General features: G+C 71.1%; 9 protein-coding genes and 1 pseudogene. 8 read left to right on the top strand and 2 right to left on the bottom strand.

What is annotated here, in order from left to right:
* Window positions 1-83: 83 nt before the first annotated feature.
* The 5 genes from A5760_RS14145 to A5760_RS14125 all read left to right on the top strand — a co-directional run bounded on the left by A5760_RS14145 (window position 84) and on the right by A5760_RS14125 (window position 7,715).
* Window positions 84-1,544, top strand: coding sequence for an aldehyde dehydrogenase family protein (locus tag A5760_RS14145; protein ID WP_064881979.1), 1,461 nt, complete (start codon window positions 84-86; stop codon window positions 1,542-1,544).
* Window positions 1,541-3,832: a CaiB/BaiF CoA transferase family protein gene (locus tag A5760_RS14140; RefSeq protein ID WP_064881748.1), complete on the top strand. Its 2,292-nt coding sequence runs from the start codon at window positions 1,541-1,543 to the stop codon at window positions 3,830-3,832. Before A5760_RS14145 ends, A5760_RS14140 begins: the two co-directional genes overlap by 4 nt.
* Window positions 3,833-3,875: 43 nt before the next feature.
* On the top strand, window positions 3,876-4,784 hold the full coding sequence (locus A5760_RS14135) for an alpha/beta fold hydrolase (RefSeq protein WP_064881746.1): 909 nt from the start codon (window positions 3,876-3,878) through the stop codon (window positions 4,782-4,784).
* A 29-nt stretch (window positions 4,785-4,813) separates the two neighbouring features.
* On the top strand, window positions 4,814-6,229 hold the full coding sequence (locus tag A5760_RS14130) for an acyl-CoA synthetase (protein ID WP_064881744.1): 1,416 nt from the start codon (window positions 4,814-4,816) through the stop codon (window positions 6,227-6,229).
* Window positions 6,230-6,419: 190 nt separating this feature from the next.
* The gene (locus tag A5760_RS14125) at window positions 6,420-7,715 is read left to right on the top strand and encodes an MFS transporter (protein WP_064881742.1); all 1,296 of its coding nucleotides are present in this window, start codon (window positions 6,420-6,422) and stop codon (window positions 7,713-7,715) included.
* Window positions 7,716-7,723: 8 nt separating this feature from the next.
* On the opposite strand, the gene dapD is transcribed toward A5760_RS14125, so the two are convergent.
* Window positions 7,724-8,677 carry a 2,3,4,5-tetrahydropyridine-2,6-dicarboxylate N-succinyltransferase gene (gene dapD, locus A5760_RS14120; protein ID WP_155764338.1) on the bottom strand — a complete coding sequence of 318 codons (954 nt, stop codon included), beginning with the start codon at window positions 8,675-8,677 and terminating at the stop codon, window positions 7,724-7,726.
* Between the two features lie 306 nt (window positions 8,678-8,983).
* Here dapD and A5760_RS14115 point away from each other — a divergent pair, with 306 nt between their 5' ends.
* The 3 genes and pseudogenes from A5760_RS14115 to dapE all read left to right on the top strand — a co-directional run bounded on the left by A5760_RS14115 (window position 8,984) and on the right by dapE (window position 12,129).
* Window positions 8,984-9,799, top strand: coding sequence for a PPE family protein, SVP subgroup (locus tag A5760_RS14115; RefSeq protein ID WP_064881976.1), 816 nt, complete (start codon window positions 8,984-8,986; stop codon window positions 9,797-9,799).
* Between the two features lie 49 nt (window positions 9,800-9,848).
* Window positions 9,849-11,011: pseudogene (locus tag A5760_RS14110) on the top strand (PPE family protein).
* Between the two features lie 53 nt (window positions 11,012-11,064).
* Window positions 11,065-12,129, top strand: coding sequence for a succinyl-diaminopimelate desuccinylase (gene dapE, locus A5760_RS14105; protein ID WP_064881737.1), 1,065 nt, complete (start codon window positions 11,065-11,067; stop codon window positions 12,127-12,129).
* Here dapE and A5760_RS14100 read toward each other — a convergent pair.
* A complete protein-coding gene (locus A5760_RS14100) occupies window positions 12,126-14,252 on the bottom strand; it encodes an AAA family ATPase (protein ID WP_064881735.1) in 2,127 nt (708 codons plus the stop codon). The two genes, dapE and A5760_RS14100, sit on opposite strands and share 4 nt — an antisense overlap.
* Window positions 14,253-14,308 lie beyond the last annotated feature (56 nt).

Raw genomic sequence — 14,308 nt, 5'->3', positions numbered from 1 at the left:
GCTTGGTTTTCACACGCAATTGATGATTGACGGCGGACACAAGGGGGTGTACACCAAGTGATCAGATGACCGGAGGAAGCAACATGGCCGATTCGCCCGCTCTTGTCCAGACCTACCAGCTCTACATCGACGGCCATTGGGTCGAGCCGCAGGACGGTCGCTACGACGACCTGTCCCCGTCCACCGAGGCCGTCATCGCCACCGCACCCGACGCGAGCGTCGCGCAGGTTGACGACGCGATCGCGGCCGCGCGCCGCGCATTCGACAGCGGACCATGGGGCACGATGTCCGCCGAGCAGCGTGCCGGGTGCCTGAACCAGCTGGGCGAGGCGCTGACCAAGCACGCCGACGACTTCTTCGCGCTGTCCCAGGCCGAGTGGGGCTGCATCGCCAACGAGCGCATCATGCAGATCGATGGCACCGGGTTCATGTCCATGCACGCCGCCCAGCTCGCGACCCAGCTGGCCGACCAGGAGGTCGCCGGCATCAGCGCCGGAACCACGTTGCTGCGGCACGCGCCGCTGGGCGTCGTATCGGTGCTCACGCCGTGGAACTTCCCGCACTGCCTCAACGTCATGAAGCTGAATCATGCCCTGGCCGCGGGCAATACGGTCGTGCTCAAGCCCTCTCCGCTGACACCGCTGGCCGGGCTGGCGCTGGCGCGGCTCATCGACGAGCACACCGACATCCCACCGGGGGTGGTCAACGTGGTGACGCCCTCGGGCGTCGAGGCGGCCAAGCTGCTGACCACCGATCCGCGCATCGATATGGTGAGCTTCACCGGCAGCTCGGTCGTGGGCCGCCAGGTGATGTCCGCCGCCGGCGACACCATGAAGCGAATCCTGTTGGAGCTGGGTGGAAAGTCGGCCAGCATCGTCCTCGACGACGCCGTCGTTACCGACGAGATGCTGGAACAGATGCTGTTCCAATCCTGTTCGCTACATGCCGGACAGGCCTGCATCCTGCACAGCCGGCTGCTGTTGCCCGATTCGCTGCACGACGATGTCGTCGATCGGCTGGCAGCATTGGCCCGCGAGGTCAAGGTGGGCGACCCCACCGATCCCGATGTGCAGATGGGTCCGCTGATCAGCGCGGCGCAACGCGACCGGGTCGAGGCGCACATCGCCGGCGCGCGCAGCGACGGGGCCAAGCTGGTGACCGGCGGCGGCCGGCCGGCCGGCCTGGACGTCGGCTACTACGTCGAACCGACGATCCTGTCCGGGGTGGAGCCGAATTCGACTATCGCGCAAGAGGAAGTGTTCGGTCCGGTGTTGACCGTGCTGCGCTACCGCGACGACGACGACGCCGTCGCCATCGCAAACAACTCGCAATACGGGCTCTCCGGTGCGGTGTGGGGTGACGACGTGGACCGCGCCGTCAGCGTGGCGCGCCGCATCCGCACCGGCCAGATTGCGGTCAACGGCATCAGCCCCGGCGGCGCGCCGTTCGGCGGCTTCAAGCTCAGCGGGCTGGGCCGGGAGGGCGGCGGAATCGGCGGGCTGCACCAGTACATGGAACCGATGGCAATCGGGGTTCCCGCGTGACGGGACCCCTCGCGGGGCTGCACGTCGTCGAAATCGCCAGTGAGATCTCGGGTCCCTACGCGGCAAAGCTTCTTGTCGACCTGGGCGCCGAGGTCATCAAGATCGAGCCGCCCACCGGAGACCCGCTGCGGCGCTGGGGCCCGTTCGCCTCGGGAGTCGTCGACCCGGATCGGTCGGGCCTCTTCGAGTACCTGAACGCCGGAAAAGACGCTGCCACGCTTGATCTCTCGGCGGCCGACGACCTCGCGGCCGCGCGTGAACTCGTCGCCCGGGCGCACCTGCTGATCGACGATTCCGAACCCGGAACGCTGGAGAGGTGCGGGCTCGGGGGTGATGACCTGCAGCGGGTCAACCCAAACCTAGTGTTACTACGCATCTCTGGGTTCGGTCAGTCCGGACCGTTCCGTCGTCGCCGGGCCACACCGCTGACCCTGCAGGCGGCATCGGGCTGGATCAGCTCCCGGGATCCCGAGCGCCCACCGGTTCAGGTCGGCGCCCGGATCCCCGAGTACGTCGCCGGCGCCTACGGCGCGCTGGGTGCGCTGACCGCCCTGCGGTCGCGACCCGACGGCCGCGTCGCCGAAGTGGATGTCTCGCAACTGGAATCGTTGCTGTCGACGTTGCCGTATCCGATGTTGATGGCGCAACGGATGCGACGGCTGGGCCTGCCCGCCAACCTGCGGTCGGGGCCGATGCTGGGTGTCGTCCGGGCCGCCGACGGCTGGGTGGGCATCAACTGCCTGACGGGCCAGCACTGGCTCGACGTCTGCGCGATGCTCGGCCTGCCCGAGTTCGGCGAGCATCAGCTCGCGATCATGATGGGTGGCCCGGAGCGCGACGACTTCTTCGCCAAGGCCGAGCCGGTGCTCGCCGGTCAGACCGTCGCCGAGATCGTGGAACTCGCTCAGGCGCTGCGGATTCCGGCGGCGCCGGTCAACGACGGCGCCACCGTGCTCGATTGCCCGCAATACGCCGAGCGGGGGTTCTTCACCGAAGCCGGGCCGTTCCGGCGTCCCGGACCGCCGTTCCGGTTCTCGAAAACCCCTGTGGCTCAACCCCGTCCGGCGCCGCCGCTGGGAGGGCAGCCGACGGCGTGGACCGGCGACGGCCGAGCGCTTCAGCAATCGGCTGGGCCGCTGCCCTTCACCGGGATGCGGGTGCTCGATTTGACCACGTTCTGGGCCGGCGCGTATCTGACCTGCTACCTCGGGGCGTTCGGCGCCGACATCGTCAAGGTCGAGTCGATCCAGCGGCCCGACGGGCACCGCTACTCGGGGGCGTTCGCCTACGAGGGCGACGACTGGTACGAGCGCAGCCCCATTTGGCAGGGCACCAACCTCAACAAGCGCGACCTCACGCTGGACCTGACGTCGGCGCGGGGCCTCGACCTGGCGCGGCGGCTGGCCGCCGAGGCCGACGTGGTGGTGGAGAACTTCTCGCCGCGCGTCGTCGAAAACTTCGGTCTGGACTACGACTCGCTGACAGCGCTGAACCCCGACGTGATCGTGGTGCGGATGCCCGGCTACGGCCTGCACGGCCCGTGGCGCGACTATGTCGGCTGGGCGCTGAACTTCGAGCAGACCTCCGGAATGTCGGCGGTCACCGGCTATCCCGACGGCCCGCCGTGCAACCCGCAGGGTCCCGCCGATCCGATCGTCGGCGTGCATGCCGGGGTCGCGCTGCTGGCCGCGCTCGAGCACCGCAACCGCACTGGCGCCGGCCAACTCATCGAGATAGCCCAGATCGAGGTCGCCGCCGCGGTCACCGCCGAACCGGTGATCGAGTACTCGATGAACGGCGTCGTGCGCCCGCGCGAGGGCAGCCGCCGGCGCGGCTGCCTGCAGGGCGTCTATCCGACGAACGAGGATGACGTGTGGGTGGCGCTGTCGGTTCCCGATCAGCCGATCGACCACGACGCCTTCGACGAGCTCGTCGCCGCCTGGACGCGCACGCAGGACGCCGCGGCGATCGTCGACTCCCTTCAGGCGCAGGGGATCGCGGCCGAGCGGGTGATCACCGGAGACCAGATGTATGACCCCGAATTCATCGGGGCCCAGCTCGACGCGCGCGGATACTACGAGGAGTTCGAACACCGGATCACCGGGCCGCACCGCTACCCCGGCTGGCCCTTCCGCATCACGCCCGGACCGCGCCACCACCACCGCACCGCCCCGCCGACACTCGGCCAGCACAACGACGAGGTCCTGCGCGAGCTGGGCTTGTCCGAGGCGGAGGTGACCGACCTGCGCGACCAGCGGGTGATCGGCGAACGCGTGCTTAACACCTAGCCGCCCTTTTGTAAGCCGCTCGTCTCATGCCAAGCTGCTCGACATGGTCATCGAGATCGCCCGCCCCAAACTCGAAGGAAACGTCGCCGTCGGCGAGGACCGCCAGATCGGCTTCGCCGAGTTCGGCGATCCGCAGGGCCGGGCCGTCTTCTGGCTGCACGGCACCCCCGGTGCCCGCCGCCAGATTCCCACCGAAGCCCGCCTGTACGCCGAGAACCACAAGATCCGGCTGATCGGGCTGGACCGCCCCGGGATCGGCTCGTCGACCCCCCACCGCTACGAGAACATCCGGGCATTCGCCGAGGACCTGCGGACCATCGCGGGCACGCTCGGCATCGACAAGATGGCCGTCATCGGCCTGTCCGGCGGCGGTCCGTACGCACTCGCCTCGGCCGCGGTGCTGTCCGATCGGGTGGTCGCGGCCGGCGTGCTCGGCGGCGTCGCGCCGTTCCTCGGCGACGAAGGCATCACCAGCGGCCTGATGAACCTGGGCAAACGGGTGGCGCCGCTGCTGCAGCTCGGCGGGGACCCGCTGCGGATCGGTGCGAGCCTGATGGTCCGGGCAATCCGACCGGTCGCGAGCACCGCGCTGTATCTGTATGCCGCGGTGTCGCCGGAGGCCGACCGGCGCCTGCTCACCCGGCCCGAGTTCGGGGCGATGTTCCTCGACGACCTGCTCAACGGCAGCCGCAAGCAGCTGGCGGCCCCCTTCAACGACATCATCCTGTTCACCCGGGACTGGGGATTCCGGCTCGACGAGGTCAAGGTCCCGGTGCGCTGGTGGCACGGCGACAGCGACCACATCGTGCCGTTCGCCCATGGCCAGCACGTGGTTTCGTTGCTGCCCGACTGCGAGCTGTTCGTGCTGCCCGGCGAAAGCCACCTCGCCGGGCTGGGCCGCGGCGAGGAGATCCTGTCCACCCTGATGAAGATCTGGGACGAGAAGGGCTGACCTTCTCCGGCGCCGGGTAGCCTGCTGACGTGCTGCTGGCGTCGCTTGATCCTTCGGTCCCGACCGCCACCGATGTCGCCGACGCGGTGCGCATCGACGGCACCGTGCTCAGCCGCAGCGACCTGGCCGGCGCCGCGACGTCGGTGGCCGAACGGCTGGGCGGAGCCGGCCGCGTCGCCATCCTGGCCGCCCCGACCGCCGCGACGGCGCTGGCCGTCACCGGGTGCTTGATCGCCGGGGTGCCCTTCGTCCCGGTGCCCGCCGACGTCGGCGCGGCCGAACGCCGGCACATGCTCACCGATTCCGGAGTCAAAGCCTGGCTCGGGCCGATGCCCGACGAGCCGGAGGGGCTGCCGCACATCCCGGTGCGGTTGCACGCCCGCTCCTGGCACCGCTACGCCGAGCCGTCGCCCGACGCCACCGCGATGATCATCTACACCTCCGGGACCACCGGGCTGCCCAAAGGCGTGGTGCTGAGCCGACGCGCGATCGCGGCCGACCTCGACGCCCTCGCGGAAGCCTGGCAGTGGACGGCCGATGACGTCTTGGTGCACGGCTTGCCGCTCTTTCACGTGCACGGCCTGGTGCTGGGCCTGCTCGGCTCGCTGCGGATCGGAAACCGCTTCATCCACACCGGCAAGCCGACGCCGCAGGGCTACGCGCAGGCCGCTACCGACCACGGCGGCACGCTGTTTTTCGGGGTGCCCACGGTGTGGTCACGGGTGGTGGACGACGACGCGGCCGCCCGGGCGCTGCGCCCGGCACGGCTCCTGGTCTCCGGCAGCGCACCGCTGCCGGTTCCGGTGTTCGACCGGCTGGCCGGGCTCACCGGACACCAGCCCATCGAACGCTACGGCGCGTCGGAATCGCTGATCACGCTGTCCACCCGGGCTGACGGCGAGCGGCGCCCGGGCTGGGTGGGCCTGCCGCTCACCGGTGTGCAGACCCGGGTGCTCGGCGACGACGGCGGGCTGGTGCCGCACGACGGCGAGACCGTCGGGAAGCTGCACGTGCGGGGGCCGATGATGTTCGACGGCTACCTGAACCGGCCGGACGCCACCGCCGAGGCGTTCGACTCCGACGGCTGGTACCGCACCGGCGACGTCGCGGTGATCGACGCCGACGGGATGCACCGCATCGTCGGGCGCGAGTCGGTCGACCTGATCAAGTCCGGCGGCTACCGCATCGGCGCGGGCGAGATCGAAACGGTGCTGCTCGGGCATCCGGGCGTCCAGGAGGCGGCGGTGGTCGGGATGCCCGATGCGGACCTGGGTCAGCGCATCGTCGCGTTCGTCGTCGGATCGGCCGACGGCGACGCGCTGATCGACTATGTCGCCCAGGAGCTTTCGGTGCACAAGCGGCCGCGCGAGGTGCGCATCGTGGACGCGCTGCCGCGCAACGCCATGGGCAAGGTGCTCAAAAAGCGGCTGCTGACCGACGGTTGAGCGGTCGCTCAACGGGGTAGCAGCTGGTCAGCCGAGTGCCGAGACACGCAGCAATTTGCCAGCTCCAGCGCCGAGCGTGGCCGCGAAGCTTCACCTACCGTCGTAACCGTGCATCGATGTAACCGGACGGCGAACGGCCGCCATGGGTGACCCCGCTCGGCCCGTGGGCGACGCCGCTGCCCCTACCCCCATGCGGCGGATCGCGATGGCCTGCCTGGTGGGCTCGGCCATCGAGTTCTACGACTTCCTGATCTACGGGACCGCGGCGGCGCTGGTGTTTCCCGCGGTCTTCTTTCCGCACCTGGGCCCGACGGTGGCCACCATCGCCTCGATGGCGACGTTCGCGACGGCGTTCCTGTCCCGCCCGCTGGGGGCGGCCGTCTTCGGCTACTTCGGCGACCGGCTGGGCCGCAAGAAGACGCTCGTGGCCACCCTGCTGATCATGGGCGCATCGACGGTCAGCGTGGGCCTGGTCCCCGACACTGCATCGATCGGGGTCGCGGCGCCGCTGATCCTCATCGTCCTGCGGCTGCTGCAAGGCTTCGCGGTCGGCGGCGAATGGGCGGGGTCCGTCCTGCTCAGCGCCGAATACGCGCCCCCCGGCAAGCGCGGCTGGTACGGCATGTTCACCTCGCTGGGCGGCGGCACGGCCGGCATCCTCGCCAGCCTGACCTTCCTCGCCGTCAGCCTCACCGTGGGCGAGAGCAGCCGCGCGTTCCTGGACTGGGGCTGGCGGGTGCCCTTCCTGATCAGCAGCGGGCTGATCGCCATCGCCCTCTATGTGCGGCTCAACATCGACGAAACCCCGCTGTTCGTCGAGGAGAAGGCCCGTAACCTGGTGCCCAAAGCGCCGCTGGCAGAGCTGGTCCGCCTCCAGCGACGGGAGATCGTGCTGGTCGCGGGCTGCTTCCTGGGTGGCATGGGCTTCGTCTACCTGGGCAACACCTTCCTGGTCATGTACGCCCACTCCCACCTGGGCTACTCGCGCAGCTTCATCTGGGGCGTCGGCGCCCTGGCCGGGCTGACGAGCATCGCGTTCGTCTCGTTCGGGGCGTGGCTGTCCGACCGCGTCGGGCGTCGCCGGGTGATGCTGTGCGGGCTGGCGGCGTGCCTGCCATGGGCGTTCGTGGTCATCCCGCTGATGGATACCGGCAACCCGGTCATGTACGCGGTCGCCGTCCTCGGCATGTTCGCCTGCGCGGCGGTGGCCAACGGCCCCACGGGTGCCTTCGTTCCCGAGCTGTTCGCCACGCGCTACCGGTACAGCGGCGCGGCGGTGGCGATGAACCTGGCCGGCATCCTCGGCGCCGCGGTGCCGCCGCTGCTGGCGGGCACCCTGCTGGCGACCTACGGCAGCTGGGCGATCGGGCTCATGATGGCGACCCTCGTGGTGACCAGCTTCGTGTCCGTCTCGCTGCTGCCCGAAACCAGGGGGACCGTGCTGCAGACCGCCGCCGTCGACGAGCGGGTCCCCGCCGATCTATAGGCGCACCCTCAGTTGGCGTGCAGGTCCTCGTTGAGGGCGATGCCCTGCCCGCCGCGGGCCACCACTTCCACCGCCCCGCTCACCGAATTGCGGCGGAATAACAGGTTGTTGCCGCCGGACAGCTCCAGGGCCTTCAGCGTTTTGCCTTCGGGCGTAATGACTTTGGTGCCCGCGGTGACATACAGGCCCGCCTCGACGACGCAGTCGTCGCCAAGTGAGATGCCCAGGCCCGCGTTGGCGCCGAGCAGGCAGCGCTTGCCGATCGAGATCACCTCGCTGCCACCCCCGGACAGCGTGCCCATGATCGAGGCGCCACCGCCGATGTCGGAGCCGTCGCCCACCACCACGCCGGCGGAGATGCGTCCCTCCACCATCGACGCCCCCAGCGTGCCGGCGTTGTAGTTAACGAATCCCTCGTGCATCACCGTCGTGCCCGGGGCCAGGTGGGCGCCCAGGCGCACCCGGTCGGCGTCGGCGATGCGCACCCCGGTCGGCAGCACGTAGTCGACCATGCGCGGGAACTTGTCGACGCCGTAGACCGTCACCGGTCCGTGGCGCCGTAGCCGGGCCCGGACCGCCTCGAAGCCCTCGACGGCGCACGGCCCCCGGTTAGTCCAGACGACATTGGTCAATACCCCGAATAAGCCGCCGGCGTTCAGCCCATGCGGCGCCACCAGCCGGTGCGAGAGCAGATGCAATCGCAGATAGGCGTCGTAGGCGTCGGCGGCCACGTTGTCCAGTGAGCCGATGACCGTGCGTACGGCGACGGTCTCGGTGCCGCGGTCGTCGTCGCGGCCGATTAGCGCGGTCAGCTCCGGAGGAACGTCGGACAGCGCCAGCCGCGATGTCGCGCTGGTGCCCGATTCGGTCAGTTCCGGTGCGGGAAACCACGTGTCGAGGATCGATCCGTCGGCGGCCAGCGTTGCCAGCCCGATACCTGCAGCTCCAGTCACGGCGGTCAGGTTACTTCCTGGGCCCGGCCCGGATCCGAGCGCCCTGCGAGGGAACGCCAAGCGGAAGCGGCGGCGGCACCGGCCGCGCATGCCCTGCGGCATCCAAAGGTCAACGCGGGCAACATAATCCGGCACACCAGGGCCGGTGCTGCGGGTCAGCGGGCGTTCGGCTTGGTCAGTCGTAGCAGGTCAAGGCGTGAATTTCACCGTTTCGGGTACGCAGCTTCCGGGGGTCCAGGGGCCGTTTTCTGGCCTCGTCGCAGGCCCCTTCGTCGCCGGTCCGTTGCGGCCGCCTGATTGCCCGAGGAGAAGAACATGTCCTTTGTCACCACCCGGCCCGAGGCGCTGCTGCTCGCGGCGAGCACCCTCGAAGGCCTCGGCTCTTCGATGGCCGCCCAGGACGCCGCGGCCGCGGCTCCCACCACGAGCATCGCCCCCGCCGCCGCCGACGAGGTGTCCGCGTTGCAGGCCGCGCAATTCTCGGCCTACGGCGCGTGGTACCAGCAGGTCAGCGCCCAGGCGAAGGCTGTTCACCAGACACTGGTGAACAACCTCGGCAGCAACGCCGGTTCGTATGGAACGACGGAAGCTGCGAACAAGGTCACCACCAGCGCCGCGGCGCTTCCCGCCGCCGCACCGGCCGCCGCTGCCGCCGACCCACCGCCCGGGGACGCTGCCCTCGGCACCACCATCGAGTGGGGGCAGAACGTCGGCGCCGCCGCCTCGGACTTCATCACCTTGGGCGAGGGGCAATTCGCTCCCGTCCCCGGCGCGGCCGGGATCCCGAATTTGACGGGTGATGTCGGTGCGGCAACTCCGGCGAGCGCGCCCGCTCCGGCCATCCCCGCGGGCGTGGGTGGGGCGCCGGTGCTGGCGAGCGTCGGCCAGGGTCCCTCGATCGGTGCGCTGTCGGTGCCGCCCAGTTGGGCCGCGAGCGGTGTGCCCGCGGTGACTCCCACCGCCGCGACGCTGACGGGGGCGGGCTTCACCAGCGCCGCACCCCACAACGCGTCGATGACCACCATCCCAGGCGGCCTGCCATCGATGGCCACCACCGGGCGCGGGGGTTACGGCCTGGGCGCACCCCGCTACGGCGTCAAGCCCGTCGTGATGCCCACACCTGCCGTCTGACAACCCCAAAAACTGAGAACACCCAAAAACTGAGAACAGGAGTCCCGCAATGACTTTCGACTTCGGAGCACTGCCCCCAGAGGTCAACTCCCTGCGCATGTACACCGGCGCCGGGGCCGCGCCGATGATGGCCGCCGCGGCGGCGTTCAGCGCCCTGGCCGACGAACTGAGTACCACCGCCGCGGCCAGCCAGTCGGCGATTTCGAATCTGACCGGCGAGGAGTGGATGGGTCCGTCCTCGGTCGCGATGGTCACCGCCGTCCAGCCGTACGTGATGTGGATGCACACCACCGCGGCCCAGCTGCAACAGGCGGCCTCTCAGGCCATGGCGTCGGCGGCCGCCTACGAGGCGGCCTTCGCGATGACGGTGCCGCCGCCACTGGTCGCAGCCAACCGGGCCCAGCTCGCGTCTCTGGTCGCGACGAACGTCCTGGGCCAGAACACCGCGGCCATCGCGGCCACCGAGGCGCAGTACGGCGAGATGTGGGCCCAGGACGCCGCGGCGATGTATGGCTACGCCGCGTCGTCCGCCGCCGCGGCCCGGCTGAGCCCGTTGACGTCACCGGCGCCCACCAACAGTCCGGGTGGGCTGGGCGTGCAGACGCGGCCACGGCCGCGCAGACGAGTGGGCTGCGGGGGGTCGTCTCCAACGTGCCCAACGCCGTGCAGTCGTTCGCCGCGCCGGCCGCCGCGCCCGCCGCATTGCCAGGGGCGAGCGCGGCGGGGACCGCATTGGACACCGTGCTCGGCGACCCCGTGGTGTCCAACGTCGGCAACGCGGGTTTCGACGTGGTGTCCTGGAATGTGTTCAACACCATCGTGTCCAACATCCTGTACAACCACACCCTGGACGTCGCGGCTTCCGGCAGCGTGGCCGGCAGTGTGGGAGGCGCGGCCGGCGGTGGCGCCCTGGTGGCCGCGGCTGCCCCGGTCAGCACCGCGGGCGTGGGCGCCGCCCCGGTGCTGGCGAGCGTGGGCTCGGCGGCCCCGGTCGGCGGACTGTCGACGCCCGCCGCGTGGTCGGCGGCCACCCCCCGGGTTCCCGCCGCGACCGTCGCGGGCACGGGGTGGACCGCCCCTGTCGAAGACCCGCACACCACGTGGGCGTCCGGCATGCCGGCGGTCGCGTCGGCAGGGCGGGGCGGCGGCTACGGCATGGGGCCGCGCTACGGCGTCAAACCCAAGGTGATGCCCACGCGGTTGCTCGTCTAGGCCACGCCGCGTTCCGCGGTTCGCCGCGCTTGGCCACTCGCTATCGTTGGACCGTGCTGGACTTACGCGGGGATCCGATCGCGCTGACCGCCGCGCTGGTCGACATCCCCAGTGAATCAAGGGACGAAGCGCGGCTGGCCGACGAGGTCGAGTCCGCGCTGCGCGCCGAGACCACCGGGTTCGAGATCGTTCGCAACGGCAACGCCGTGCTGGCACGCACCAACCACCGGCGGCCGTCGCGGGTCCTGCTGGCCGGGCACCTGGACACCGTGCCGGTGGCCGGAAACCTGCCCAGCCGCCGCGAGGGCGGCGACCTGTACGGCTGCGGCACGGCGGACATGAAATCCGGGGACGCGGTCTTTCTGCACCTCGCCGCGACCGTCGCCGACCCCGTGCACGACCTCACGCTGGTGATGTACGACTGCGAGGAAATCGACGCCGCGGCAAACGGATTGGGCCGCATCGAACGCGAGCTGCCGAACTGGCTGGCCGCCGACGTGGCCATTCTGGGCGAGCCCACCGGCGGCTACATCGAGGCCGGCTGCCAGGGCACCCTGCGCGTGGTGGTCAGCGCCAGCGGGACCCGTGCGCATTCGGCGCGATCCTGGTTGGGCGACAACGCGATTCACAAGCTCGGTGCCGTGCTGGAGCGGCTGGCCGGGTACCAGGCGCGCAGCGTCGACATCGACGGCTGCGTCTACCGTGAGGGCCTGTCCGCCGTGCGCATCGACGGCGGCGTGGCGGGCAACGTCATTCCCGACGCGGCCGCGGTGACGGTCAACTTCCGTTTCGCCCCCGACCGGTCGCTGCCCGAGGCGCTGCAACACGTGCATGATGTGCTCGCCGGACTCGACGTGCACATCGAACAGACCGACGCGGCGGCCGGCGCGCTGCCCGGGCTGTCCCAGCCCGCCGCCAAGGCCCTGGTCGAGGCGGCCGGCGGCAACGTCCGGGCCAAGTACGGCTGGACCGACGTGGCACGGTTCGCCGCGCTGGGCATACCGGCGGTCAACTTCGGGCCGGGTGACCCCAATCTGGCGCACAAGCGCGACGAGCGGGTCGCGGTCGCCGACATCACCGCCGCGGTGGACGTGCTGCGCGGTTACCTGAGCGGCTAAGCCGTCCCGGCCCCGCACCGCTGCGCCTGCGCGGCGGCGTCGGCGGCGGCCGCATGCATGCCGATCGAGGTCAGCTCGTCCGACACCGCCCGCAGACCCGCGTCATCGCCGGCGGCCAGCGCACGGGCATGGGTTAGCGCGATTCTTCCTGCGACGCAGTCGATCTCGGCGCAGAGCCGGGCCAGGGGCTCGGCGGCCCGGGTGTCGCCGAGCCGCACGGCCTCGTGCCAGACGCGCACCGCCACGCCCCGCTGGCCGCCGCGTTCGGCCATCCGGGCGGCGTCGCGCGCGGCGGCCACCGCCCCGTGCGTGTCGCGCACCAGGGCCAGCCGCCACGCCCGCGCCACCCCGAGCTCGGGCGCGAACAGCGCCGACTTGGTGCCGTGCCGGGATTCGGCCCTGCTCAACGCCTTTGCCGCGGCGGCGGTGTCGCCCTGCTGGGCCAGCGCGGTGGCCAGCAGCGTCAGCGACAGCGGACCCCACGAGTAACCGGTGCGCTCCAGGGTGGCGGCCGCCGGAGCCAATAATGCTGCCGCAGAGGCGAATTCACCGCCGGCGATCAGCACATGGGCCAGCAGCACCTCGCCGATGGCGCGGCCCGGCTGTTGCAGCTCGGCGAAGTCGGTGAACTGCTGAGCGAGCCGGCGGGCTTGGTCGGGTTGGCCGGCCATCAACAGCGCGGTGGTCTGACCCAGCCCGATGGTGAAGCGCAGCAGCCCGGGGTGTTCGGCGGCCAGGGCGCGCTGCGCCAGCGGCTCGACGTTCTCGAAGCGGCCCTCGCGCGCCGCGCACAATGCGCCGGCGCTGGCGGCCCAGGCCACCGCCTGGTCGTCGGCCGCCGGCGATGCGAGGACGTCGCCGGCAACCTTCATGGCGTGCCCGACGTTGCCCGCGTTCATCGCGAAGGTCGCGCTCAGCGCGTCCAGGGTGGTCCGCGGCCCGGTATCGGTGACCCGACCGCGCACGGTCCGCAGGAACGCGGTGGCGCGCTCGGGTTCGCTCAGCATCCAGAACTGGTTCGCCGCCCGCAGCAGGGCCCAGTCCATCAGCGCCGCTTCGGTCAACGCGGTGGAGTCGACGTCGGCCAGCACCGAATCGGCCTCCCGGCCGCGGCCCCGCCACGCCAGGGCGTGCGCCAGCGCCAGCCGCGCCGCCAGCCCGCCGGACCGCTGCAGTGCCGACCGGGCCAGCCGTTCGCCCAGGGCCAGGTCGCCCAGCCGGAGCGCCTGCTGGGCGGCGGCGACGACGTCGGCGACCCGCGGGGGAGCGTCGCTGTCCAGCGCCAGCGACACCAGCCGCAACCGGTCACTGAGGTGCTCGGACGGCCGCTGCGACAGCAGCCCGACCAGGTCGGTGCGTCGTTGCCGGGCGTCTTCGGGGTCGAGCGCGGCCCGCGTCCGCTCGGCGAACAGCGGGTGGGCCGTATAGACGACCGGGTCGTCCGACGACCCACCCCGCTCCCGGGTCTCGGCGGCGCCCCACGTCACCGCCTCGGCCACCGCGCCGTCGCCGGCGAGCGCGGTCAGGTCGGCGACCGAGAGCGGCTCGGCGACGGCGAGATACTCCAGCACCGACCGCGCCGCCGTGGGGAGCTCGGCGAGGAACGTGTTGATCTCCGCCGGCGCGGTCGCCCCGCCGGGCGGCTCGATGTCGATCCGGGTGAGCAGGCCGTCGCTCCACAGCGCCGCGATCGCCTCGGGGGCGGAGTCGGCTTGCGCGGTGACGATGAGCCGTCCCGCGCCGTCGCGCGCCAGCTGGTAGACCAGCGTGGCCGACAGCACGTCCAGGTGTTGGGCATCGTCGACGATCAGCAGGAGGTTGTCGCCGCCCAGCGATGCCCGGGCGGCCCGCAACAGTGCGGCCGGCTTGCCGAGGTCGGCGATCTGCACCAGATGGCTGAACGCCCCGAACGGGACGGCGCGTTCGGTCGGGGTGCCGGTGACCCAGCGGACGAGCGTGTTCGGGTGCCGGTCGGCGAACCGCTCCGCCGCCATCCTCGCCAGCGTGGATTTGCCGACGCCGTCGGGTCCCAGCACCACCGCCCCCCGCGCGCCGTCGGCCAGCGCCGCATCGAGCCGCTCTGAGGCCGTCGCATGCTGGGGGACGTTCCATCGAATCGGCACTGCCGAATTTTATGGTGCGAGAGCGGGGCCGCAGGGCGAAAGCCCCAGATATGACG

The sequence above is a fragment of the Mycobacterium colombiense genome (assembly GCF_001665835.1).
In the GTDB taxonomy this organism is placed as follows: domain Bacteria; phylum Actinomycetota; class Actinomycetes; order Mycobacteriales; family Mycobacteriaceae; genus Mycobacterium; species Mycobacterium colombiense_A.
Note: the sequence above shows the minus strand (reverse complement) of the source record. Positions and strands in the feature narration are given on the sequence as shown.